The following is a 24,602-nucleotide window of genomic DNA, read 5'->3' on the forward strand; positions in this document are numbered from 1 at the left end:
AGCCAAATGCGGGCTTTTCACCAATGAACGCCTTAGTCTTCGTAGATTAACCGCTTGAATCCGCTCACTAAACTTGTCGTTACGCCCTTAAATATCATATAATTGTTAAAACTGGATCTAAAAAATTTTTAGGCAGGTCTAATTAGTTAAAGAAAGGTTGAGACATTGAATGGATAAGGAAACAACTGAGGCGCCTCCCGAACAGAGGTTATGGCAACGTTCCACAGCAGAATTGGTTAAGCAGTACCAGACCGATTCGGAAAATGGCTTGGATGAACAAGAAGCGAAAAGACGGTTAACTCGAGATGGCTATAATGAACTGACGGCTAAAAAGCGCAGTAAATTACTTCGCTTTATTGCTCAGTTCAATAACAGTATTATTTATATCTTGATCGCTGCAGCCGTCATCACACTGTTGCTTCATCATTATTCAGATTCAGCTGTCATTGGAATTGTTATTATCGCCAATGCGTTTATTGGTTTTTTTCAGGAAATTCAAGCAGACAATGCTTTGACTAAGATTAAAGAGTTATTAGTCAGTCAAAATTACGTGATTCGAAATGGCCAAAAGATTGAGGTTCCAGCACGTGAATTGGTGGTTGGCGATCTGGTCAACTTGGAAGCTGGGGATGCGGTGCCAGCCGACATGCGGTTAATTTCAGCTGATAATTTGCGTATTCAAGAATCGACACTAACTGGTGAAAGCAACTCGGTTGAAAAAACTGAAGAACCACTTCATCGAGATAATGTGCCGCTTGCCGAGCGTTCAAATATGGCGTTTGCTTCGACGGCGGTTACCCAAGGTTCCGGCATGGGAATTGTAGTTGGCACCGGTTCACAAACGGAGATTGGTAACATTCAGCAAAGTGTTGCCGAAGTTAAAACACAGGTGACGCCACTTATGAAGAACTTGAATAAATTGGGACTCAATTTGTCAATCTTCATTGTCGTGGTCGCTGTATTGCTGTTCTTGCTGGGACTTTATACCCAGATTTATAGTTTGCCAACTTTAACGATTGCTGTCATTACAATGGTTGTTGGTTCAATGCCTGAAGGCCTACCGGCATCAACGTCGGTTGTTTTGGCTGGCGGGGTTCAGGTCATGACCAAACGCGGGGCGATCGTTAAAACCTTACCGGCCGTTGAAACGCTGGGGGCAGTTGATATTGTCGATACTGATAAAACCGGGACGTTAACCAAAAATGAAATGACGGTCACGGACGTCATTACCCATGATCATCATTATCAAGTTACCGGGACCGGTTTTGTCGATAGTGATAAAGGGGTTTCCGGTGACGTTTTACTGGATGGACAGCAGGTAGCCTGGCGGGATGACCAGAACTTTGTTGAACTAGTGAAGATTGCTGGGACGACGACCGATGCCGAATTGGTTCAAACTGATGGCGAATGGAGCCTGACTGGTGAACCGACCGACGGCGCGTTAACAACGCTGTTTCATAAACTGATGGGTCGTGCACCTGAAGTGGATGAATTAGATACGCTACCGTTTGATTCCGCTTATCGCTACAGTGCCCGGTTAATTAATGATGATCGACAACACAATGAGTTAATGGTCAAAGGAGCCCCTGGCACCATTTTTGATATGGTCAAAGCCAGTCATCCGGATTTTAAGGCGGATCACTGGTATGAACAGGTTAACCGGCTGACTAATCAAGGATTGCGGGTTGTGGCCCTTGGCTGGAAAGATGTTGCCAACGATGAGACCGAAATTGACATGGATCGCGTTGCTGACGGGATTCAGTTAAGTGGCATTGTCGGCATCATGGATCCGCCACGAGAAGAAGTGATTCCGGCTATTCAACATTTGCGTCAAGCCGGTGTGAAAGTTAATATGATTACCGGCGATCACCCGGATACCGCAACGGCAATTGCCAAGAAGCTGGATCTGGATGAAAGTGTGCACGCCATTACCGGGCCGGAAATTGATCAGATGTCAGATGAAGAGTTGAGCCGACAAATTGGCCACTATAACGTTTTTGCTCGGACAACACCGGCTGATAAACTCCGAATTGTCCGTGCCCAACAGGCGAATGCTAAAATCGTGGCAATGACGGGGGATGGGGTTAACGATGCCCCGGCCTTGAAGCAGGCCAACATCGGCATTGCCATGGGAATTAAAGGGACGGACGTTGCCAAAGAATCCGCGGATATGGTACTGGTCAACGATAGTTTTACGACGATTGTTGATGCGGTTGCGGAAGGCCGGCACGTCTTTGACAACATTCAAAAGACGATTCGCTTCTTATTGCCAACCAGTTTTGCGGAAGGCTTGGTGGTCTTGATTAGTATGATCATGGGCCAGGAGTTGCCGTTGTTTCCAACTCAGCTGCTTTGGATTAATACAGTTTCTGCGTTGACAATTCAATTTGCGTTTATCTTTGAACCGGCTGAAGAATCCATTATGGTTCGGGGGCCGCGGGATGTCACAAGGGGAATTTTAAACAAGGTGGACGTTTTTGAGATTGTTTATGTGTCGATTCTAATTTCGTCATTGGGCATCTTTACCTTTGATAAATTTGTGGATGCCAATATTTTAAACCCGGTTCTTGGGAGTACGATGGCCGTTAACATCATTATTTTCGGCAAGATCTTCTACCTGTTTAATATCCGGAATTCTTACCCGATTATTTCCAGACACTTCTTTGAAAATAAGATGGCCTTTGCGATTATCGCCATTTTATTAGCATTGCAGGCGATTCTGATTTACGTACCGTTTATGCAGGAAATTTTCCATACCGCCTCCATTGATCTTTACTATGGGTGGTTGGTGCCGGCAATTTGCGGCTTTGTGGTTTTGGTGGTCACGGAAATCATCAAATTACTGCGAATTCAATACCGAAAACGTACCGGGCAAGTTACCAAGATTCGCTAAAAATGATAGTTAAAAGGGACTTTCATTCATCAGTTAAGATGGGGTGAAAGTCCCTTTTTAAATCGATAACATGTTCAGCGATTATTTTAAATCGGCGGCCTTGACGTTTCGACCCTGGAGAATGGATAAAATTAGGGCACCAATGATGATTAACAGTGAAATGGTAAAGGCAATGTGCATGCCAGAAATAAAGAGTTCCGGACGACTTGGTAAATAAGTGGTGACGTGAAACCCGGCTTTTAAGCTCATGGCAATGAACAGCGAACTGGTCGACAGGGCGGTTCCCGAAATCATCCCAATATTTCGAGCCAGAGCGTTTAAGCTGCCGGCACTTCCAAGTTGATCCTTGGGGACCACTGACATGACAATGTCACTATTCGGTGACTGAAACAGACCGGTGCCGATCGCCATGATCACGGTGATGACAACATAGACCCATATTGGACTGCTTAACGTTAAAAAGTAGTAGAGTGCCTGGGCAACGGCAACGATGGTTAAGCCAACCGAAGCAACTTTGGCTTGTGAAAAGTGGTCAGCAAACCAGCCGCCAATCGGTCCGGCAAAGACCATTACCACTGGGAAAATTACCAATAAGGCACCGGCTTGGCCAGCAGTGAGGCCACGGGCATCTTCCAGATAAAACGGGATGATAATCACTGTGAAGAAATTGGAAAGAAAAATTAACACAGCAGCACCCAGCCCATAGGAGAAGGCTTTGATGCTAAACATTGAGAGCGGCATTAACGGGTTCTTGGTGCGGGCTTCGGTATGAAGAAAGCCCCAGAAAGTTAAAATGGCAACGGCAAATAAGATTAACGGGATTGGTTTGGCGTAACCGACCTCCTGGCCAAGAAAGACCCCTAAAAACAGGCCAAAAATTAAGGCTGAAAAGTTAATGAAGCCCCACCAATCGATGCCCTTACCAGTGGTTTGGTAATTTTTGGGCATGACAATGGCTCCTAAAATAATGGCAAAGATGCCAAAGGGCAGATTGACCCAGAAAATATAGCCCCATGAAAGGTTGGATAAAATCAAACCACCCAGGCCGGGACCGGCAATGGCGCCTAGGGCCACAAATGTACCGACAAACCCCATGGCGCGGCCCCGTTCCTTAACGCCAAAAGTGGACGTCGTAATGCCATAGGTATTGGAAAGGGTCATTGCAGCGCCAATGCCTTGAATGGCCCGACCGCCCAATAGCACGGGAAAGTTGATTTGTAGCCCGGAGATAAAGGAGCCCGCCAGAAAGACGACTGTCCCAATTCGAAAGACTTTGACTTTGCCGTAAAGGTCGCCCAATTTACCGAAAAACAGCAATAAGGCACTTAGAATGATCAGGTAAGCGGACACAACCCACTCAATCTGATTCATTGGGACGTGGAGTTGTTTGGCCATGATTGGCATGGCAATGTTAACAATGCTGGCATCCAAGTTAGACATAAAGGCAAACGTTCCAATGGAAACCAGAACCCACCAGCCATTCTTTTGCGTGGTGACGGGTGCACTTGGCGTTTTATTTGATGCATTCTTCAATGTTCTTCCCCCTCAAGCAACAAAAACCTCATGAATACAGATTTCATTATACGCAATTTATCAAAAAGTTAACGTGATTTGCTTAGCAGCATTGATTACGGTAAAATGCAGGCTATTGGAGGATTGAAATGATGTGAAAATAATTGGGATCAAGCCACAAGTTCAAGGAGTTGATCAACAATCTATCGAATTTTAATTTCCTTAGTGATCGGCGTGATATTTCTAGTGATTGCAGCTGACATTTGGAACGTTTTTAGTCAGTTTCAAAATGGGGTTGCTGCCGGGATGTTCAGTGTCGCTGCTTTTGTTGTCGCAGTCATTGCAGCCTATATCAAATTAACGGTTCGCGAAAATAAATCCAATCATTGAAAAGATTGATGTATCAAGAGATTTCATAACATTGCGTTAAAATACTAGTGCCTCAAAAAATCGATCCAATTAGAAGTTGACATGTTTCAGCTTCTAACCGGATCGATTTTAATTTGAATATAAAAAAAGTTTGTCAATTAGGATTGGTTCGTAAAGCCGGGTACTTTAATCTGTTCGCCAAGTTTCAAAATAATCGGCGTTTTTACCCAGATAGTCAATGGCATCCTTTGCCAACTGGTCAGCCTGCTGTTTAGCATCCGCTTCATCAAGGCCTTTCCAGTCACGCAAGAAACCTTCACCGATATTGACAAATTTATTTTGGCGACCAAAGCCGTTGTCCTTAAATAACTCATCCATTTTGGTCAGATCATCTCTGGCCGTTTCATAAATCAGTTTTGATAAGTTTTGGGATGGATCCAGCAACGTTGCCGCATACGTCACGATAAATTCGTCCATATCGATGATAATATCTCGTCTTCGATTTTTCTTTGCCATTCTCCTTTTCACCTCACCTTACAGTTTACGGCTTTTTAACGCTGGCCTCAACAACGTTTAGTTAATTTGTTGTTGAATTGATACTTTGACCGTTAATTAAGTGACCTTAATGATGCATCTTAAATTCTAGATATAAGTCGTTGTATTCCTGCACTTTTTGGGCACTTAAGTTGCGATAGACTTCTGATTTATCAATGACATTTTGGGGTGGATAAAATTGCTTATCGTCACGAACAGCCTTTGGCAATAAATGATAGGCATCGGTGTTGGGGGTTGAGTAACCGATGTATTTTGCGTTTTGAGCAGCGTTTTCGGGTCGGTTCATAAAGTTTAAGAAGGCATAAATAGCCTTAAAATGTTTGGCCGTTTTCGGGATGACCAGGTTGTCAAACCACATGTTACTGCCCTCGGTTGGCACAACGTAGTGCAAGTGGGCATTCTGAGTCATCATTTCACTGGCTTCACCAGACCAGTCAACGGCGATTGGCGCTTCGCCTTCCGCCATATACATCTTAATTTCGTCGGCGACCACCGCCTTAACGTTTGGCGACAACCGGTTTAACTTATCGCGAGCAGCTAATAGTTCCGGCGTACTGGTTGTATTAACCGAATGGCCTTGCGAAATTAACGCGAAGCCCATCACGTCCCGAGCTGAGTCAATTAACATAATATCATCGCGGTACTTGGACTGCCAGAGTTGGTTCCAGTGGGTTAGTGTACCGGGCTTGATCATCTGATCATTATAGATAATCCCGAGGGTGCCCCAAAAATAGGGGATCGAATAGCGGTTACCCGGATCAAATGACTTGTTCATAAACGAGGCACCATAGTGGTTCATTCCGGTTAATCGATGCTTATCCAACGGGATCAACAAGTGATCGGCCTTCATTTTCTGAACCATGTAATCGCTTGGCACGGTTAAATCATAGTTAGTACCGCCCTGCTTGATTTTGGTATACATTGCCTCATTACTGTCAAAAGTTTCAACGTTAACGTGATAGCCGGTTTCCTTTTGAAATTTCGTTAGTAGGGCCGGGTCAATATAATCACCCCAGTTATAGAGGTTGAGAACTTTATTGCCGTTGTCACCACTGGATTTGGTCAGTTCATGACTGCCAAAGCCGAGGCCGACACAAATTCCCAATAAAATGACCAGTGTGATAATCAATTTTTTCACTGATTAGGCACCCCCTAACTTGTCTTTCTTCCGGCGGGCCGAGACATTATGATTTTCAATGAAGTAGTAAATAATGACCAATACCAGCGAGAAGATAAACATAATCCCTGCCAATGCGTTAATTTCCAGACTAATGCCTTGACGGGCTCTGGAATAAATTTCAACTGACAAAGTTGTAAAGCCGTTACCGGTGACGAAGAAGGTCACTGCGAAATCATCGAGCGAGTAAGTAATTGCCATAAAGAACCCAGCGATGATACCAGGTTGAATAAAGGGCAGCACGACTTTGCTGAAGACTTGACCGGAAGTTGCTCCCAGATCGGTGGCAGCGTTGATCAGAGAAGGGCTCATTTCATCCAATCGGGGCAAGACCATCAACACAACAATCGGAATTTCGAATGCAATGTGGCTGAGCAGCACTGACCAAAACCCAAGTGGCACCCCTAACGACGTAAAGAAGATTAAAAAGCTGGCACCCATAATAACGTCCGGAGAAACCAATAAAATGTTGTTGAAGGAAAGTAGCGTCTGCCGGGAACGTTCCCGTTTAGCATTATTGACCCCAAGCGCGCCCAAAGTCCCGACGATGGTGGAAAAAATTGATGATAACAGGGCGATTAGGATGGTATTCAGAAAGATGGATAGCATTCGGTTATCGTGAAACAACTCGTTGTAATGGGTCAGACTGAAGCCATGAAAGTTGGCCATGGTTGTCCCCTTGCTAAAAGAATACACGATCAGATAAATAATCGGGATGTAAAGCAATAGAAAGGCAATGATAATGTAACTTCGGCCGAGTTTGGAAGCTTGCTGCCTCATTGACGCCGCCCCCTCTTTGATTTGGTATTCGTAAACAGCATGACAATGACCATCGAAATGATTAAGACCACGCCAATGGTTGATCCCATGCCCCAGTTCATGGTGGTCAGGAAGTGCTCCTCGACAGCCGTTCCAAGGGTGATAATCTTATTACCGCCAATTAATCTGGACAGCATGAAGAGTGACAGGGAGGGGATGAAAACAATTTGGACGCCGGACTTGATCCCCGGCATCGACATTGGAATGATGATTTTAGTCAGTGTCTGCCAATTGGTCGCCCCAAGGTCGTGGCTGGCCTTAATATAGGAATCACTGATATCAGTTAATGAGTTGTAAATTGGCAAAATCATGAACGGAATTTGGATATAGGCGGCTACCAGGATAAAGCTGGTATCTGTAAACAGCATGTGTTGCGCTGGTAGACCGACAAATTCAAACAGGCGGTTAACCAAGCCGTCATGGCTTAATAGACCAATAAAGGCGTATGCTTTTAACAACAAATTAATCCAAGTTGGCAGAATCACCAGCAAAATCCACAGATCTCGGTGTTTGAGTTTGCTGATGACCAGGGCCATCGGGTAGCTGATCAAAAGTGAGAATAACGTGATCAAAAAGGCGTATAGTACCGAATTGGCGGTCATGGTCAGGTAGGTGCCAGATCGAAAAAAGGTAACATAATTGTCTAACGTAAACTGATGGGCAATGTTAAAGAAAGAGTAGTAAATAATTAAGCCGACCGGCGCGATCACGAATAGGCCCAGCCACATTAAGTAAGGGGTGTAAAAAAGGGCACGAAAACTTTTTTTCAATGAGCCGGCCTCCTATTCCTCATAAGTTTCCAACCGGGAGTTGAATTTAGCTTCAGTTTCATTGTAGCGCATGACGTGCATGTCGTTGGGGCCAAATGTCAATCCGATCACTGCGTTGTCTTTGGTAGCGTTGGTTGAATGGATTAGCCATTCATTATCTTGGTTATCGTAAGCTAGGATTTCGTAATAGTCGCCACGGAAAAGTTGAGTACTGACCTTTACTTGTAGTTTCCCCTTTTCTGGGGTGGTAATGACTAAGTCTTCAGGGCGAATCACAACCTCGACTGGTTCGTTGGGTCGCATCCCGGCATCGGCACATTCAAAGGTGTGGCCGAGAAACGACACTTCATAGTCCTGAATCATGTGACCTGGAATAATATTGCTTTCGCCAATGAAATCTGCCACAAAGTGATTGATTGGTTCATCATAAATATCAACCGGATCACCTTTTTGAAGAATTTGGCCCTTGTTCATAACAAAAATCTGATCACTCATGGCCAAAGCCTCTTCCTGATCGTGGGTGACAAATAGAAAAGTGATGCCCAGGTTCTGCTGAAGACTGCGCAGCTCGTACTGCATGTCTTTTCTAAGCTTGGCATCCAGTGCGGAAAGCGGCTCGTCCAGTAAGAGAACCTTAGGCCGGTTAACAATCGCCCGGGCAATGGCAATTCGCTGCTTTTGGCCACCTGATAGTTCGGCGATTTCTCGGTTGGCGTATTGATCCAGCTGCACCAGCTTCAAAGCATCGTGGACCCGCTCTTCAATTTCGGCTTTTTTAACCTTATGCAGGACTAAGCCAAAGGCCACGTTATCGTGAACGTTCATATTTGGAAACAGGGCGTAGTCTTGAAAAACGGTGTTTAGTTGCCGTTTACTGGCGGGAATATCATTAATTTTTTGACCGTCGAACAGGACTTGGCCCGAGGTCGCATCGGTGAAGCCGGCGATCGTTTGTAGAATAGTGGTTTTACCACAACCGGAGGGGCCGAGAAGGGTGTAAAATTCCCCCTGGTTTAATTTGAAATTAATATCGTTTAAAGCGGTAAAGTCACCGTACTTTTTGTAAATGTGTTGCAGTTCAATAATGGTTTTGCTCAATTCCCCAATCCTCCTCGTATTGATAATGGGTGTGTTTTAATTAAATGTCGATTAGTGGCGGGATGCTCGGTGGCCACCGTTGCCTTTGATTTTATGCACGTGGCGTTTAAAGGTCGGCTTGGCCTGCTCATTCACATATTTGAAATGACTCATTTCACCGTTAAAGGGCTTGCCACTAAGTCGAATCTGCAGCCAACGAGTCATGACATTAATCATTGAGTTTAGATTTTCAAGCCTGGCTGGAATACCTTCCTGTTTGGCTGCCTGCATGATATCGGTTTTTAGCCGATTTACCAGATTTTGATGATAGTCGACTAATTCCTGAGTCAGCGGGGCGTCTTTGTACTTATTAAACAGCATTTCGATTTGACGCATGGCGTCCTTTGAGTTTTGAGGGGTATAATATCTTTCAGAATTCGACATCTGCTCACTTCCTTCGATTGTTCGGTTAGGTTACAATAGTATAGATTATCATTTTGGAGGCAAAAATTCTATGAAAACAATTTTAGCAATTCACACCGGCGGCACCATCTCAATGTCGCAAAACGAAAAGGGCGAAGTGGTGCCCAATGATGAAAATCCCATCGCCGAAGAACAGGTGATTTTAAAGGGCCAAATCAACCTGATTACCGATGAATTATTTAATCTGCCATCGCCCCACGTAACGCCAGCTATCATGTTAAAGATTAAGCAACGGATTATGCAGGCCATTGATGACGGTGTTGACGGGGTTGTGATTACACACGGCACCGATACCCTTGAGGAGACCGCTTATTTTTTGGATTTAACGTTGCCCAATACCATTCCGGTCGTCGTCACGGGAGCAATGCGCTCCTCAAATGAAATTGGGTCGGACGGCTTGTATAATTTTCGAAACGCGATTTTAGTGGCGGCTACCGATGAGTCCTACGGTAAGGGGGCACTGGTCGTGATGAACGATGAAATACATACGGCCCGGTTTGTGACCAAAACCCACACGACCAACGTGGCAACTTTTCGAACGCCGACCTTTGGACCCATTGGAATTGTCACCCAGAATAAGGCAAAGTATTTCCAAGAATTGATTCAAACCGAAGTCTCCGATATTGATCATGTGGTGAACGGCGTTTATTTGATTAAAGCCTATGCCGGGATGAACGGGGATCTATTTGAAGCCATTGATCAGCCAAGCACCCGTGGCTTAGTCATTGAAGGCCTGGGTGCCGGTAATTTACCGCCCCAAACACTGCCCGCAATCCAACATCTTTTAGATCGGCACATCCCAATTGTCTTGGTTTCCCGATGCTATAACGGGGTTGCTCAAGATATTTATGATTATGAGGGCGGTGGCATTCAGTTGAAGCGAATGGGCTTGATTCTATGCCAGGGGCTCAATGGCCAAAAAGCCAGAATTAAATTGCTGGTCGGATTAAGTGCCGGTAAATCCGGAAATGATCTGCGGGATTTTGTCAGTAATGCGATATCGTAGATTGCTGAGATTTAAATGCTTATAATAATGGTAACGAATAATTCTACAAATGTGAAAGAAGGTGGCTCTTTTGAAAACCATTTATGAACAACTGCGCTCAGCCCAAATTGACGAACAGTTAATTAATGCCTTCCAGAAGGATAGTGAAATTGTCTATACCGGCATCATTCAATACCTGAGTGCAACGGACTTTGTCATGCTGACGTATAACGACTACGGCATTCAAGATGGTGAAGTCTATTTGAAAATCAGTTCGGTGAAGTCCATTGAAACCGACAGTTATGATTTAGCCAGCATGAAGGAGCGAATTTCATTTGATGAAATGAATGATCTCTCCAGTAATCCGTCATTTGATATGCCGATTAAAATGAGTGACGATTTATTTGACCGGGTGATCAAAACGCTACACGAACAGCAACGGGTATCCCTGATGATGACGGTTGAAAATGGTCACTTGAAGTACAGTGAGGGTTTAATCACCGCTATCGGCACCGATCACTTGACGTTTTTAAACCTGAATAAATTTGATTTTTCCAAGCGCCACCAGTTTGACTTGGCCTTTGATGAGATTCGGGGCATCGAGTTTGGCGGCACTGAACTTCAGTTAGTTCAAGAAACGTTGACGATGATTAAACCGGAAAATCACTTAACCGATATTAGTGTGACTGATCCAAAGGCATTTAGAACCACCATTGCCAAGCGCCGGGCTGATCAAAAAGCCATCATCATTGATACAAATGATAGTCGAAAATACTTTTACGTCGGCCGGGTGATCGCTGAAAATGATCGGGAAATGGTCATGCTGGTAGTGGATATGAATGGTCGTTTTGGCGGGTACGTTTGGATTCGTTACGATGATATTCGAAAAATTTTGCTCGATAGTGATTACCTGAGATTAATTCATCAATTTGTTAAGCTCAATCAGGACGCCGGTCACTTTGCATTGCCGGTGTTAAATGCCGATCGAGCCTTTGATGATGCTGACAATCTGTTGGTTCACATTCTTTCTCAATCAATTCGATTTCACAAAATTATTCGCTTCGAATTAGCTGACAAGGAAAATTTTGCAGCCTTACCAACTAACCTTGATTCGAACAATGGTCTTTTAACAGTGGAATTGCTGGACGTGGACGAACAAACTGAGTCACCTGTTAAGCAGCTTGGTATCGAAGAAATTCGAGAAATGGCATTTGACTACTTTAAAGCATTTTTGTTGGAAAATCAGATTGACTGAGGGGGGCAGACACTGATGGCACAAAAACGGCATTTTAAATTACCAAAATGGCTTCGTGACACGATTGAGGCTGTGGTAATGATTGCTGTTTTGATGGCAATTTATAATTTCTTTGGCCCGATGGTTTTTCCAAAGGGGACTTACTTCCCATGGTGGACGTATCCGTATTCGGTATTAGCGGCGTTACTGGTCGTGGGCGCTTGGAATTTGGCTGCCCGGAAGTTTCGAATGATTAGTCAACAGCTAAAGGCGGATGAAGCAGCCGAACAGCAACGAAAACGGCAGGCTGACTTGAGGCAGGCTAAGTCCGTTCAGAGTCAGCAGGAAGCAGTTAAACGACGCCAGCGAAACCAGAGTAAGCAGCAATCGAGGCCATAATATGATGAAGCAAAGATTGGCGTTTTGCCCGTATTGTGGGACTAAGTTGACCGGCCAACCAGTAACGTGCCCGCATTGCCATCGTCAGTTGCCGACAGCTGATATCAAGTCAGATAAAGGATTATCATTGAATCGGTTGTTTGACAATCCTTATCGGACGGGGATGAAGCGGTACGAGTCAAGTTCGGCAGCGACTAAAAAGTGCCATGGACATTTTTGGCAGAAATGGTGGCATAAAAAATCATTTTAGCAGACATCTTTGAAACTGACTCACCAGCTGATAGATTAAAGAAACCAATCACAACGATTTGAAGTTATTTGGTTTCTTTTGTTCCATCTAGCTGGTGATTTGCCTTATAATAATCTATGGCATGGACTAATCAAGCTAATGTTTATTAGGAGGTAATCGTTTTATGAAATATGCTGTTACAGGATCAACCGGCCACTTTGGCAAGTATGCCATCGCCGATTTAAAAAAGCAGATTCAACCCGGGGATTCAATTGTGGCCCTGGCTCGAAACGTTGAAAAAGCCAAGTCGTTATACCCTGAAGGCGTTGAGGTGCGGCCGGGAACCTACGAGGACCCGGATCAGTTGACCGATTCGTTGAAAGGCATTGATCGGTTGCTATTTATTTCGTCACTGCCCGGAGCGGTTATGCCGCGGATCGACCAGCACAATAACGTTGTTCAGGCCGCTAAAGCAGCTGGCGTCAGCTTTATTGCCTACACTAGTTTTCCAAAAGCGGACACGACTGAAGCACCGCTGGCAGCCGATCATAAAGCAACTGAAGACTTAATTAAGAAGTCGGGTATTGCCCATGCTTTCTTACGCAATAATTGGTATTTGGAAGATGAAATGAACTTTTTCGAAGAAGCCAGCAATGGCGAACCGTTTGTTTACTCGGCTGGTGATGGTCAGGTTGGCTGGGCACCTGAAGCCTTATATGCGCAGGCAGCCGTGACAGTTTTGACATCCGAGAATCCCAAAGCCGTTTATGAATTTGCTGGACCAATGCATTCATATGATGATTTAGCCAAAGCACTTCAAAAGGTTACCGGCAAGCAGTTTGAAGTTGCCAGTGTTTCTGATGACGAGTTTATGGCTAACCTGAGGAAATACGTGCCGGATCAGGCAGACGCGGCGATGACGATGATCCAAAAGATGATTCGTCACCACGACTTGGAAGAAGACACCACGGATTTGGCGGACGTCCTTCAAAAGCCGATTCCATCCTTGGAAGAACAGGTTCAAGCAGTGTTTGAAACATCGAAAAAGTAATGATTGAAATTAAATTTTAGAGATAAAAAGAAGGCCTTGACATTGCTGCCGGGTCTTCTTTTTTGTGTACCTGTTTAATTTTTGGTCATAAATAATTGCGTTGCATGCTTATCGCACAAAGTCTTCAATGAGTTTCTTTTCTTCAGGAGTCGGTTCGGATTCCATCGATTTGATATCGTGGAGGCGTTCTACAGTAATCCGCAAATTAAAGGCTAACTGGGTGTCTGGCATGTCGTTCTTTTTTTGATAATTAATAATTTCTTCAGCTAAGGTACTAAATTGTTCTGCCATTCTAAATTCCTCCATTGCAAGACTCAAAGTTACTTGTAATTCTATTATAGCAATAAAAGGAAAGTGTGCGTAGTCAAACGGTTAACATCTGGAATATAAGACGTCGATTGGGGAAATCCTGTTCTTGGATTTTTCCAATCGATCTCTTATATGGAATGATGTTGTTTGGCGTAGCAGTCCTAGAAAAGTGTGCGTATTCAAGCGGTTAGATTTCGGATGATAAGACGTCATTAACGATGCTTTAACCCGAATTCCAGTAAAGCAACCAAAATGACTGCGATAATTATGGCAATCCACAAGTTGTTATTTTGGATGTAAAAATAGTAAAAAACACCAATCCCGATGATTCCTTGGATGATGTAGCGTTCAAGTCGGTTCGGAATCGATAGGAAAGCCAACCCAATGCCTAAAATAAAGCTACCGATCAACACTTCTTGAGCACTGTCGATTGTCCCAAATTGATTAAATACCCCATAAAGATCGACGATTGCCCCAACAATTAATGCAAAAATTCCAAACGCAAGTGCAAATTGATTTGCCCGCATAAAAAACGCCCTCTTTCAACTTCTCTCGATTACATTAATTATAATGCAAGCAATCAAAATAACGAAGTTTGAGGACGTTGGAAAATAAAGTTGTTAGGTTTCTGTTGATGAAATTAGTAGTGAATTGAGAAGACCAGGGCCTGAACAATCACGAGTAGCCCAATGAACAATCCCCAGTCAAGCGTGGTAATTCGAATCACTTTGTAGTGAGTCCGCGGTTCATCCTCGACAAAGCCATGTGACGTCATTGCTTCAGCGAGATTTTGTGACCACTGAATTGAGGATAAGATCGCTTTAAAATAAAGCTTGGGTGACCAGACGTGAAAGACTTCGCCTCGCATCAGGGCGGCTGTTTTGATAATCTGGACCTCTTCTCTGATTTTGGGCATTAGGTTAAAGGCCGCCAAAACGCCATAGGCAAATTTTGATGGCAGCCGGAAGTCTTGTTCCAAGGTCAACGATAAATCGGTGATACTGCTTGTCAGGGTGAACGTTGCCCCTAAAAAGACATAGGCGTAAATCCGTGTAAACAGCACCCAGGCAAAGTGAATGCCGGCTGAACCGTAAAGCCACTGGGAAACAAAGAGGCCTAAAGCTGGAAAGAGCGGCCAGAAGATTAAGAGAAATAATGTTTTAAAGTTCATTCGCTTGATCATGACGTACCCAAAACTAACCGCAATCAGGATCACGTTGACAATTAAGCTTTGCGTAAACGAAATCTCAAGCGCGATGAGGACGACTAATAATAATTTCATTCCCGGATTCATTTAGATCGCCCCCTGATACGTTAAATTCTGGTCTTGAAAATGGGCGTGGTAGTCAATCAAGTCTTCCAACCCTGATAATTGGTGGGAGATGATGATTTGGGTCTGGCCGGAATCGGTTTTGGCCTGCTTAAGAAAATCGGTCACGGTTTTTAACGACCGGTAATCCAGTCCTTTAAATGGTTCATCCAGCAGTAGGACGGGTGGGTTCATGATCAGCATTTCCACAATTTGGAGCTTCTTTTTTTGGCCTTCACTTAAAGAATAAACGACTTGGTCATCGCGACCTTGCATCCCAAGCCGTTCCAGCATTTGGTTAACTTGTTCGTGAGTATAAGCTTGATTTGTACGGTTGGCAAATGACAGATCGAGTTCCTCTTTGACCGTCACATTGAGAAATTGGTTTTCGGCATCCTGAAATAGCAACGTCACATTTTTAGCATACGTTAACGGCTTAATTTTTTGAATATTCTTGTCGTTATAGGTGATGGTGCCCTTGTAAGTCAATAGCTTGGTAAGCGCGTTAAATAGGGTGGATTTGCCAATTCCGTTCGCCCCGGTAATTAAAGTGGTCCGTTGTCGATAAAAATTAAAGTGGGCCAACTTTAACAGTAAGGCGTTGTGAGGAGCTAATTGGAAGTCACGGAGCTTTAAAATCGCGCTTTTATCATCTACAGGTGGGACCGCCAGCTGCTTGTTAATAGTTTGGGTGGACTTAAATTGATCAAACAACCGTTGAGATTCCTGTTGATTTAACAGATTAATCCGGTGGGTTTGAGGATCCAAATAATAAAATTCATCAATTAGTCCCTGATAGTTGCCTAAATCGTGATCAGCCAGGATGATTGTTTTACCATGGCGTTCTTGAAGTTCTTTTAATTTGTGAATTAGAGCGGTTCTGGAAGCTGGATCAATACTGGCAAACGGTTCGTCTAAGACAATTACCGGAGGATCCATGGCCACAATGCAGGCGAGGGCCACCCGTTGCTTTTCACCGCCGGATAAGGTGTTGATGACCCGATCTCTTAACTTCTCAATGCCGCAAAAGCTGAGTGCGTGATCAATGATAGCGTCCATTTTGGCCGGTTCGGTCTTGATGTTTTCCAAAACAAACGTCATTTCGTGAATCACAGTATCCATGGCGAATTGCTGGTTGGGATTTTGAAACATCATGGCCACCTGTTGGCTGACCTGATTGCGGGGAACGTCCTTTATGTTGGTTGGCCCAAAGGAGATTGTGCCGGTGGCATCGTTACCAATAAATCTTGGGTAAAGGCCCGCAATGAAGTATAGCAAGGTCGACTTACCACTTCCGGATGGACCTGAAAGCAGTGAAAAGTGATTGTGTTTAAAGGTTAAATTAAGATCATTTAAGACCTTGGTGTCACTATTTGGATACTGGTACGTGAAATTGGTGATCACTACGTCCGTCATGGCTAACCTCCACTACTTATAAGTTAAATGCATTACTACGGTCCAATAGTTTAACGATCATTTTGGTGACCACACCGCCAAAGATGAAAGTGGAGATGTAGCGGGTAATGAATAGGCCGATTAGTAGTGGCAACGCAAATTTATCGTAACCATTTTTAATCATATCCCAAGCAAAAGTAACAATAACAGTCGTTAAGATCGAGGCATTAAGTGAAACCCAGTCGTAACGCTTGTAGCCCGTGAGTGTAAAGCCGAGTTCGGAACCGATTCCTTGAACCAGTCCGGAAATAAAGGCGCCGGCACCCCATTGACCACCGAGAAAGACTTCGACTGAGGCACCCAGGAATTCTCCCAAAAAGGCGGAACCGGCTGTTCGAATAATGAATCCGGTCAGGGGTCCGGCCATGCACCAGAGTCCCATTAAAATATCGTTGGCAAACGGTGCTGCACCAATGGGAGTTAAAGCGACGGTTAAAGCAGTGTAAAGAAAGCCAATTCCCCAAAAGATAATCCCGCAAAAGATGGCAATTAGTGCGATTAAAATAATGTTTCGTAGTGTCCATTTACTTTGATGCGGCTGATTATCTGCATGACTATTGTTTTCCATAAAAAGACCTCCAATTTGTATAGTGTGCGGACAAAAGCGGTTAACACCCGGATGATAAGACGTCAATCTGGGAAAGCCTGGGTTTGGCTTTTTCAGATTGATCTCTTATCAGGAGTGGTGTTGCTTTTGGTAGCAGTCCTAGATAAGTGTGCGGAGCCAAGCGGTTAGCACTCACTTCAGACCTCAAAAATCAGATACACTTACAACTGGAGTGACAATAGGTTGAAAAATTAATTAACAATTAATAAGGGAAAATAGCAAAATAAAACTGAAAACCTTGCCCTAGTCAATTTTAGTCAGCAAAAAGAGGCTCGGACAAGATGTCCCAGCCTCGAAATTCATCAATGCGCTTAATCCATTTCGTGCACAACGGAATATGCTCCCTTCGCTGGTATTAACCAGATCAGGTTCGATGGGTTTTTCTCTCAGCCTAAAGGCACCCCAGATAAGTTGTATCATCACGACTAGTATACTAAAAGAGGGGGGAATTTACAAACAGTGTGCGGAGCCAAGCGGTTAGACTCCGGAGTGTAAGGCGTCAAACTGGGAAATCCTGGTTTTGGATTTTTCAGTTTGATCCCTTACATGCAGGAGTCTGCTTGGCGAAGCAGTCCTAGATAAGTGTGCGGATTCAAGCGGTTAGACTCCGAATGATAAAAGATGTGGCTTTGTATCAGGAGAGGTGTGGCTTTGGACCGCAATTTTAAATCATTGTGTCTAAATACGTTTGCTCTCCGCAAAGCAGTGTTTTACATGTCTCTCAGAAACCCTTAAAATATAAATAGATTTGCACCATTAGATTAATACTAACAGTCAGGAGAAAACGATCGTGATTAAAGTAATTGCCAGTGATATGGACGGGACCTTTTTAAATGATAAAGGTACCTTTGACAAAAAGAGATTTCAGACTCAATTAGATCAGTTGGCTCAAAAGCAGATGCACTTTATTTCTGCCAGCAGCAATCAATACCAACACTTGTTAAATACGTTTAAAAACGTTACCGGACCGATTTCGTATGTCTGCAATAATGGTGCTCTGGTAGTGGATGAACGAGGGGTTATTTTGTCTGAGGACGTGATTGATCATCTAATCCTACGTAAAGCGCTGGATTGGATGCTGACAACACCAAGCTTTTTTGGTGCAGAAATTATTTTAGTTGGTCGAAACGGCACGTACTGCAACCTGCCCAGTCAGTCAAAACGGTTTCAGGCTTCAAAGTATTTCTATGAGAATATGCAATCAGCTAAAGACCTGCGATTAATTTTTGATTCAATTTATAAAATCGATATTACTTGGGAAGCCGGTGGCGTTTTGGAACGTCAAAGTGCCTTCAACCATCAATTTAGTGGTCAACTGCACGCGACTTCTTCTGGGATGAATGGGCTGGACGTGATGAATGATGGTGTCACAAAATTAAGCGGCATTCAGACATTACTGGATCACTGGCAACTGTCCTTTGATGAGGTGGCCGCCTTTGGTGATAACGGTAATGATTTTGAAATGCTTAACGCAGCCAAAGAAGGTTATGCCATGAAAAACGCTGCAACGGACCTGCTAGCCCGCGTCGACCAAGTAACAGATTTGACGAATGATCAACAGGGCGTTCAAACATTAATTGATCAATATTTAGCGCAGAAATAAGTTTTCTGCAGGATGGTTGGCCAGTTCGTCTTTTAACGAATAGCTAAAGACTTGGTTAGTGTCGTGGTATCTAAAATAATAGGTCTGATCAGTCGTATCAAGAACTGAAATATAGTGCGTGTAATTGTAATTTGGATGTTGATCCATGGAAGGTGTGTAGGGGATAGCTACTGCTTGTAAATCGTTAAATAATCGGTTGCGGGCTTCAAATTGATTGTGGCTGGCCTGGGCTCCTAACTTATTTACTGCCGTTACCAAGAAACGGGTAGTGGGTGTATTGGTAGCCTGAGGCAGGTTTTGAGTCATGATTAATTCCTGAGAAGCCTGAGTTAAGTCACTTACGGCCTCATCGGTGCCCAATTCCTTGGCAAACCGTGCTAAATGTTCCGGATAGATTGGTGAATTAGTTAGAACGCCAATCGAATCGGTAATCACTTCCAAGCCGTTAATGGTCGGCTCAATCAGCAAAGTATGTCCGGATGGATCGGTTAAAATCCAGTGAAAGGCAAACACTTCATTACCGGCCAGCCAGTTTTGACCAATCAGGGCGATGTGATCGAGGTCGGCTTTCACGGCTTCAAGAGACGCGTGTTCACCAAGGACCCACGGTAAAAAGTCTTGCGGGGTTAAATTGAGTTTGTTGGTCACTGGTTGGTCCAAGTAGTGGGCTTTAAGCGGAAACATCAATTCCGCACAGCTCAATCCCTGGGTATTAACGCCATCTGCCACTAAGATTTGATGGTGGCCTTCGTTGCGACCGCCGCCAATATAAGGGTATTTGATTGGTCGTTTACCTGATAAAGCGGTTTCATAATTAGCTTGATTAATCAGCGTTGGTTTCCAAGTCGCTTGAACCGGAAAGTCCATCGTTCGGGCTAGAAGGACATGCTGGTTATCGGTTTGTAAAGTTAGACTGGTACACATGAGATCACCTCGTTAATTGTTGGCACTGAGAAATACTGCGTGGAGATTGATTTGCGCGATTTAAATCGGGATTTTCCAGCTTGATGCCTTATCATCCGGGTGTTAACCGCTTTTTTTTCACACACTCTATATTTCTCGCACTCCATCTAATATTAGTGTACACTGAAATCAAAATGTTTGTTAGAAGGGGAATCGAATCACAATGAAATCCACCTGGAATTTAATTGGAATGGCCCTTTGGCTGATTCTGTTTATTTATTTTGTTTGGATGATTCACAATATGCGCAGTCGACGATTAAAAGTGATTGTCCAAGAAAAAAAGGCTTTTACCTGGCATAACTTTTGGATTTCCTGCGGTGAACTGGTCGTCTTTTTATTAGTCTTTTGGGGGATGAGTTACACCACGTTCTTCCAGGATGTCAAAAAGTTAAACCACCGTGCGGTTCGGGTCAGTTACTCTTACAAGCCACTGATTATTCGCTATCAGCCGAACCAGTCTGATTACGTGGTCGTTAATAACGGCAGTGGTCGAAAGCCGATTCAACGATATACATATTACGTTGAGGGCCACAAATATCAGACAGATAGCACCAGTGCTACTGTGGTTTACGGAACCACCAACTTAAACGTTCAGGCTCAGGCCTACAAATGGAACAAGCAAAAGTTAAACCACATGGATGATCGGTATCAACGCGCATGGGTTGCCACCGTTACGACAACGTATAAGAAAAATTGGTTTAACGGCATTGGCCTTCACGCAGGACGTCAAGCTGATCGTTTCAGTTTAATTCGAATTCCGGACAAGTCATTCATGACGGTTAAAAAATAAGATGTTAAAAGTAATTTTTCGATTTTGCTGCTACTTGGTACCCATCATTTTGTTGTGGGTTTTAGCTTTTGGGATTGGTTTTGCATTGGGATTTTAAAAACTTAATAAAGCAGGAACAAAGCCTGCTTCTAAAAATAAAAGGAATCAAATCAGCTTAAAAAACTGGTCTGCTTCCTTTTTCGTTCTGTGTAAACATAGTGCTATTTTTGCGCTACTTTTTTAGTTCATTTGAATATTGGTGGCACTTGGCACACCCAAGACATTGGCCGCAATTTTATCAGCTGTTTGAAGTGCCGGATCATTCACACCAGGTCGGGGACTAGCGGCTGTAATATATCTAAGTCCATCCAATGACAATCCCCAGATGTAAAGGTCTTGTTCAACGTTGCCGGCTTTATTCCGTAGCTGATCGGTTTTGGGATCAACGTCAACGGAAGGTAGCTGAACCTCTTGTTGGTCGGCTTGCAGAATTCGTGGGCGGGCATTGCCATTGTTGACCAAATCTTCCAAGACCGGATTAGCACTAATAGTTAGATTTGGTTTTGGCAGCCGAGCTTCCAAGAGGGTTGATGACCTGAATTGATCGGTATTTCGCTTGGGAGATGCTGCCACAAACCAGCCATCTCGGCCTTTAACCTGCATGCCGGGTGCCATGATGATCACGAGGCCACTACGGATTAACGCTGAGAGCTGTTCACTTCTCAGGGCTGGCGCGCCGATTGAGAGAAAGTTATTATCACTATCAAATTGCCCTAAGAACTTGTTGATATAGTCGGCGTTTGATAAGCGTTCTTTAGCAACCATTTCTCGAATTTGGGTTCGAAAGTCCCGTAATAGTTCCAATGCGGAACCCAGTGGCCCAGTCTTAGAACCCATTTTGGCATCAGTTGTGACGTTGTCCAGCCAACTTAAGATAATTGACTGATAGTCCTGCGTACTGACGACTTTGACGTCCTTAAACGGGTCCAAAATGTAATCCCAGTCAAAATGGTCCTCCTCTTCAAAGCCAAATGACTTGACCACCATTTCAGGATCATCCGCAGCGATAAACTGTTTTTTAAATGCGGTGGCACTTTTACTTGGATAGCGATCATTAATGACTAGGCTGTAGTAAACGAGTGCCATATCTAACGTTAGTAACTTAATAAATTTAGCATAGGGCAACTTACCGTTAATTGAAGCAGCGTCCATATTTGCATCAGTTAAGAAAACCGGCTTAACTTGTTCGCCATAGCCCTTTTCGCTAATTGCTTTTGGATAATAGGGAATTCCCCGCCCGGAACCGGCGATTATTCGCGGTTCACGTCCGGAGGGCTGGTAGGAGAGACTGCCGTCAGGATTATGCATAAATTGACCGCCGCGACCCAAAGTTAATTCGGAAATGTAATCGTTAAAGCTGAGCCCCAATCCCCGGATCAGGATGTCTTCACCAGCAGGAATATCGCTAAGATCTGCATCACCCGGATGAGTGGGTGCCAAATATCGTAAGTGATTGTCCTCGGCATATTGGGCGAAAGACTGCTCGGATTTACTCAAGTAATTGTCTTGCTGACCGAGTGACATCACCACTTTATCAAATTTAAAAGTCTGATCGTGAGTTGCCAGCTTGGCGCCACCGCCGGGTTGAGGCGTTAAGGCAGTTACCTGATCCTCTTGAAGTGTGACAGTAATTTCATCCGGCTTTAGTTTTAACAATTCATCGTAGAACCAGCGAATGTAGGCACCGTAAAGGACCCGGGGTGCGTAATCCTTGCTGCCAAGGTGCCTAGCGGCGTTAATCATTGCCTCGGAATAACCGTGACTGGTTAGATAATCGTGGGCATCGTCACTAGGAGCCCACTCAAATAGGCACGGCCCATCGAACACTTTACCGGTCATGTTAACGGATTCATCAGTAAATAAAGTGATTTGGTCCGCCGGTGTGTTCATAATTAAGCCTTCCCATTGATCGGCCCGCCAAACCCGACCGCCAATGCCGTAGGGGTCAAACAGTGTAATCGAGAGTGGTGCTGATTGATCGGAATTGTATTTGTACTGATTAAATAGTTGGGAGGTCACAAGGATGCCCCTTGGACCTGCCCCGATAATACCAACTTCCATTCAACTTCTCCTAATTTTTGATTAATAATCTTTCGGATCGACTTCAAGCGGTCCAAATTCGTCAGCGTCTGAATCGCGATAGTCCCACCATTCATTTTCGTAACCGACAAAGCCCGCTTGGGTCATCGCCTTGTCCAGAATTTCATAGTTCTTTTGAGCGGCGGGCGTCCAGTTTGCCTTTTGATTGCGTTTGGCAAGGCCTGAAAAATCATCGAATGGCGTGGGCATTTCTAAATTATTGCCATCTTGATCGGTGAGAGTCAGGTCAAACGTGACGCCCTTTTGGTGACTGAAATTTGGATTGGGCTTTGCTACCCAGATCGGGTCGGGGTAAACTTCGAATAAACGCTTTTGCGCATAAATTGGCCGATAAGCATCCCAGATGCGGAGCCGGTAGCCCTGCTGTTTTAAGAGCTGACTGACCTTGCCGAGTTTTTTAACGGTATCAATTCTTGAGATGGCCTGGTTGAAATCGTAAATCACTTGGTGAGTGAAATTATCAGTGGTTGCGTATTTGAGATCAACGATAATCTCGGGATCAACATCGTGAACGTTTAGGTAGCCTTGGGCTTGTTTACTGGTCATGTGCGGTTCCTCGCTTTCAAGTTAATTAATAACTGATGGGTAATAGATATTGTCAGTCACCTTCGAATTGATTGCCTCGATAAATCCCGATGTCATCGACAAAAATTCTGCCGGTGTAGGCTTTGGCTTGATCTTTAAGCATGCCAACTTTTGGATAGGCAACTGTCGAAGTTGAAGTGGCTTTAATGGCAGTGCCCATGACTTCACCAGTGTCACCGTTTAAGCCGGAAGGGATGTCAATGGCGTGGCACTTGGCGGTTGAAGCATTTGCTTTATCAATGACGGTCGCAAAATCACCACCGACATTGCGGGAAAGCCCGCTGCCAAATAAGCCATCAACTATTGTAGTGTATTTATCAAAATTTTCATCTAAAAAGACTTTTGGGATTTGGTAGTAATCACAAATCTTGGCTTGGGTAACGTGATCATCACTGGCGTGGGCGGGATTGCCGACAGTCAGGGTATGAACTTTGTAGCCATGGGTAACTAGGAGTCGGGCTACAACTAATGCGTCGCCACCGTTATTACCGGTACCGGCGAGAATTAGCGTGCTGCTTAGGTCTAAATCGTTATTACTGATCATATTTTCATAAATTTTTAAGCCAGCCCGTTCCATTAAAACAAGGGAAGGAATGCCAATTTCATTGATTGTCTTGGCATCGAGCTGACGTGATTCTTCTACTGTAATTGCGTGTGTCAAAGTTTAAACCCCCTTAATTAAAAATGACAGTCTTACAATTTCAATGGTCGACTAAAATGTCCAAAAAAGCAAGTCAAAAAACCGTTTTTTAGTCGTGGTACAATATAATTTGTTTGTTGTAGAATTTCTGGGTGATGATGTTAGCAAAAGATGATCCCTTTAGTGAAACTTAGGTAGTTTTGGTTAAAGTAGACGCTGCTAATCAAACTTTTTGTTTTAGAGAATTGAAGATTTCTTGAAATTAATGTTGGTTACCTTTAAAATGAGTTGAGATAAAATGATGGGAGTGGAAAAGATGTCACTGGAGTTTCCAGAAAATATGCGTGAGTTTGAGGATAAATTTGCCATTAAGAAGGCACGTGATTCAAAAATTACCAAAGAGCAGGTCATGCGTCAGACAATTCAGGATACATTTCAGGCCTATTTGGATTATGCTGAAGATGGTCATTACGATACTGGCAAATTGGTCGGCAATGAAATTCGGGTTCTGGATTTGAACAATCAAGTCACCAAAAAAATTCAGCCCATTGGCGATTCCTTTGAGCAGGACTTTGAGACCAACACAGATCGGTTACTGGGTTATCTCGAAGATGAAGCTAACAAGGCCGCGGAAATGTAGCTGAAAATT

The 24,602-nt window shown here is 44.0% G+C and carries 26 protein-coding genes and 1 riboswitch; of the genes, 10 read left to right on the plus strand and 16 right to left on the minus strand.

Annotated elements, in window-relative coordinates:
• The first annotated feature begins 169 nt into the window (after positions 1-169).
• Positions 170-2,893, plus strand: a complete 2,724-nt coding sequence (locus tag ED605_RS03975; protein ID WP_121977597.1) for an HAD-IC family P-type ATPase — start codon at positions 170-172, stop codon at positions 2,891-2,893.
• An 81-nt stretch (positions 2,894-2,974) separates the two neighbouring features.
• Here the strand turns inward: ED605_RS03975 and ED605_RS03980 are convergent, their stop codons facing one another.
• Positions 2,975-4,426: an MFS transporter gene (locus ED605_RS03980; protein ID WP_121977598.1), complete on the minus strand. Its 1,452-nt coding sequence runs from the start codon at positions 4,424-4,426 to the stop codon at positions 2,975-2,977.
• A gap of 225 nt (positions 4,427-4,651) precedes the next feature.
• Between ED605_RS03980 and ED605_RS14560 the strand changes: the two genes are divergently transcribed.
• Entirely contained in the window at positions 4,652-4,795 is a 144-nt protein-coding gene (locus ED605_RS14560) for a hypothetical protein (protein ID WP_162919740.1), read from the plus strand.
• A 165-nt stretch (positions 4,796-4,960) separates the two neighbouring features.
• Here the strand turns inward: ED605_RS14560 and ED605_RS03985 are convergent, their stop codons facing one another.
• The 6 genes from ED605_RS03985 to ED605_RS04010 all read right to left on the minus strand — a co-directional run bounded on the left by ED605_RS03985 (position 4,961) and on the right by ED605_RS04010 (position 9,616).
• The gene (locus tag ED605_RS03985; RefSeq protein WP_121977599.1) at positions 4,961-5,290 is read right to left on the minus strand and encodes a hypothetical protein; all 330 of its coding nucleotides are present in this window, start codon (positions 5,288-5,290) and stop codon (positions 4,961-4,963) included.
• Positions 5,291-5,396: 106 nt separating this feature from the next.
• The gene (locus tag ED605_RS03990; RefSeq protein WP_121977600.1) at positions 5,397-6,467 is read right to left on the minus strand and encodes an ABC transporter substrate-binding protein; all 1,071 of its coding nucleotides are present in this window, start codon (positions 6,465-6,467) and stop codon (positions 5,397-5,399) included.
• Positions 6,468-6,470: 3 nt separating this feature from the next.
• Positions 6,471-7,286: an ABC transporter permease gene (locus ED605_RS03995; RefSeq protein ID WP_121977601.1), complete on the minus strand. Its 816-nt coding sequence runs from the start codon at positions 7,284-7,286 to the stop codon at positions 6,471-6,473.
• A complete protein-coding gene (locus ED605_RS04000) occupies positions 7,283-8,095 on the minus strand; it encodes an ABC transporter permease (RefSeq protein WP_121977602.1) in 813 nt (270 codons plus the stop codon). Before ED605_RS04000 ends, ED605_RS03995 begins: the two co-directional genes overlap by 4 nt.
• Positions 8,096-8,107: 12 nt before the next feature.
• Positions 8,108-9,193 (minus strand): ABC transporter ATP-binding protein, encoded by a 1,086-nt coding sequence (locus ED605_RS04005; protein WP_121977603.1) that lies wholly within the window; start codon positions 9,191-9,193, stop codon positions 8,108-8,110.
• Positions 9,194-9,244: 51 nt separating this feature from the next.
• Entirely contained in the window at positions 9,245-9,616 is a 372-nt protein-coding gene (locus ED605_RS04010) for a hypothetical protein (protein ID WP_121977604.1), read from the minus strand.
• Positions 9,617-9,686: 70 nt separating this feature from the next.
• On the opposite strand from ED605_RS04010, the gene ED605_RS04015 reads away from it, so the two are divergent.
• The 5 genes from ED605_RS04015 to ED605_RS04035 all read left to right on the plus strand — a co-directional run bounded on the left by ED605_RS04015 (position 9,687) and on the right by ED605_RS04035 (position 13,553).
• Positions 9,687-10,661 (plus strand): asparaginase, encoded by a 975-nt coding sequence (locus ED605_RS04015; protein WP_121977605.1) that lies wholly within the window; start codon positions 9,687-9,689, stop codon positions 10,659-10,661.
• 61 nt (positions 10,662-10,722) lie between these two features.
• A complete protein-coding gene (locus ED605_RS04020; RefSeq protein ID WP_121977606.1) occupies positions 10,723-11,895 on the plus strand; it encodes a hypothetical protein in 1,173 nt (390 codons plus the stop codon).
• A gap of 15 nt (positions 11,896-11,910) precedes the next feature.
• Complete coding sequence (locus tag ED605_RS04025) at positions 11,911-12,273, plus strand: hypothetical protein (RefSeq protein ID WP_121977607.1); 363 nt, start codon at positions 11,911-11,913, stop codon at positions 12,271-12,273.
• Position 12,274: 1 nt separating this feature from the next.
• Positions 12,275-12,523, plus strand: a complete 249-nt coding sequence (locus ED605_RS04030; protein ID WP_121977608.1) for a zinc ribbon domain-containing protein — start codon at positions 12,275-12,277, stop codon at positions 12,521-12,523.
• A gap of 163 nt (positions 12,524-12,686) precedes the next feature.
• On the plus strand, positions 12,687-13,553 hold the full coding sequence (locus tag ED605_RS04035) for an SDR family oxidoreductase (protein WP_121977609.1): 867 nt from the start codon (positions 12,687-12,689) through the stop codon (positions 13,551-13,553).
• A 108-nt stretch (positions 13,554-13,661) separates the two neighbouring features.
• On the opposite strand, the gene ED605_RS04040 is transcribed toward ED605_RS04035, so the two are convergent.
• From ED605_RS04040 to ED605_RS04060, 5 genes are all read right to left on the minus strand, one after another.
• A complete protein-coding gene (locus ED605_RS04040; RefSeq protein WP_121977610.1) occupies positions 13,662-13,859 on the minus strand; it encodes an LBP_cg2779 family protein in 198 nt (65 codons plus the stop codon).
• A 215-nt stretch (positions 13,860-14,074) separates the two neighbouring features.
• Entirely contained in the window at positions 14,075-14,389 is a 315-nt protein-coding gene (locus ED605_RS04045; protein WP_121977611.1) for a hypothetical protein, read from the minus strand.
• 113 nt (positions 14,390-14,502) lie between these two features.
• The gene (locus ED605_RS04050) at positions 14,503-15,156 is read right to left on the minus strand and encodes an energy-coupling factor transporter transmembrane component T family protein (protein ID WP_121977612.1); all 654 of its coding nucleotides are present in this window, start codon (positions 15,154-15,156) and stop codon (positions 14,503-14,505) included.
• Positions 15,157-16,587 carry an ABC transporter ATP-binding protein gene (locus ED605_RS04055; RefSeq protein WP_121977613.1) on the minus strand — a complete coding sequence of 477 codons (1,431 nt, stop codon included), beginning with the start codon at positions 16,585-16,587 and terminating at the stop codon, positions 15,157-15,159.
• A 16-nt stretch (positions 16,588-16,603) separates the two neighbouring features.
• Positions 16,604-17,194 carry an ECF transporter S component gene (locus ED605_RS04060; RefSeq protein ID WP_121977614.1) on the minus strand — a complete coding sequence of 197 codons (591 nt, stop codon included), beginning with the start codon at positions 17,192-17,194 and terminating at the stop codon, positions 16,604-16,606.
• A gap of 363 nt (positions 17,195-17,557) precedes the next feature.
• Positions 17,558-17,648: riboswitch (TPP riboswitch) on the minus strand.
• A gap of 375 nt (positions 17,649-18,023) precedes the next feature.
• Between ED605_RS04060 and ED605_RS04065 the strand changes: the two genes are divergently transcribed.
• On the plus strand, positions 18,024-18,836 hold the full coding sequence (locus tag ED605_RS04065) for a Cof-type HAD-IIB family hydrolase (protein ID WP_225419036.1): 813 nt from the start codon (positions 18,024-18,026) through the stop codon (positions 18,834-18,836).
• Here ED605_RS04065 and ED605_RS04070 read toward each other — a convergent pair.
• Positions 18,822-19,760, minus strand: coding sequence for a linear amide C-N hydrolase (locus ED605_RS04070; RefSeq protein WP_121977615.1), 939 nt, complete (start codon positions 19,758-19,760; stop codon positions 18,822-18,824). The two genes, ED605_RS04065 and ED605_RS04070, sit on opposite strands and share 15 nt — an antisense overlap.
• 202 nt (positions 19,761-19,962) lie before the next feature.
• Here ED605_RS04070 and ED605_RS04075 point away from each other — a divergent pair, with 202 nt between their 5' ends.
• Positions 19,963-20,589: an LVIS_2131 family protein gene (locus tag ED605_RS04075; protein WP_121977616.1), complete on the plus strand. Its 627-nt coding sequence runs from the start codon at positions 19,963-19,965 to the stop codon at positions 20,587-20,589.
• Positions 20,590-20,808: 219 nt separating this feature from the next.
• On the opposite strand, the gene ED605_RS04080 is transcribed toward ED605_RS04075, so the two are convergent.
• Genes ED605_RS04080 through ED605_RS04090 form a run of 3 tightly spaced genes read right to left on the minus strand, consistent with a single transcriptional unit; the run spans position 20,809 to position 23,974 of the window.
• Positions 20,809-22,689: an FAD/NAD(P)-binding protein gene (locus ED605_RS04080; protein WP_121977617.1), complete on the minus strand. Its 1,881-nt coding sequence runs from the start codon at positions 22,687-22,689 to the stop codon at positions 20,809-20,811.
• Positions 22,690-22,710: 21 nt separating this feature from the next.
• Positions 22,711-23,274 carry a M15 family metallopeptidase gene (locus ED605_RS04085; protein ID WP_121977618.1) on the minus strand — a complete coding sequence of 188 codons (564 nt, stop codon included), beginning with the start codon at positions 23,272-23,274 and terminating at the stop codon, positions 22,711-22,713.
• A gap of 52 nt (positions 23,275-23,326) precedes the next feature.
• On the minus strand, positions 23,327-23,974 hold the full coding sequence (locus tag ED605_RS04090) for an NAD(P)H-hydrate epimerase (RefSeq protein ID WP_121977619.1): 648 nt from the start codon (positions 23,972-23,974) through the stop codon (positions 23,327-23,329).
• Positions 23,975-24,269: 295 nt separating this feature from the next.
• On the opposite strand from ED605_RS04090, the gene ED605_RS04095 reads away from it, so the two are divergent.
• A complete protein-coding gene (locus ED605_RS04095; RefSeq protein WP_121977620.1) occupies positions 24,270-24,593 on the plus strand; it encodes a hypothetical protein in 324 nt (107 codons plus the stop codon).
• The last annotated feature ends 9 nt before the right edge of the window (positions 24,594-24,602 follow it).

The organism is Lentilactobacillus raoultii, from assembly GCF_900411375.1.
In the GTDB taxonomy this organism is placed as follows: Bacteria; Bacillota; Bacilli; order Lactobacillales; family Lactobacillaceae; genus Lentilactobacillus; species Lentilactobacillus raoultii.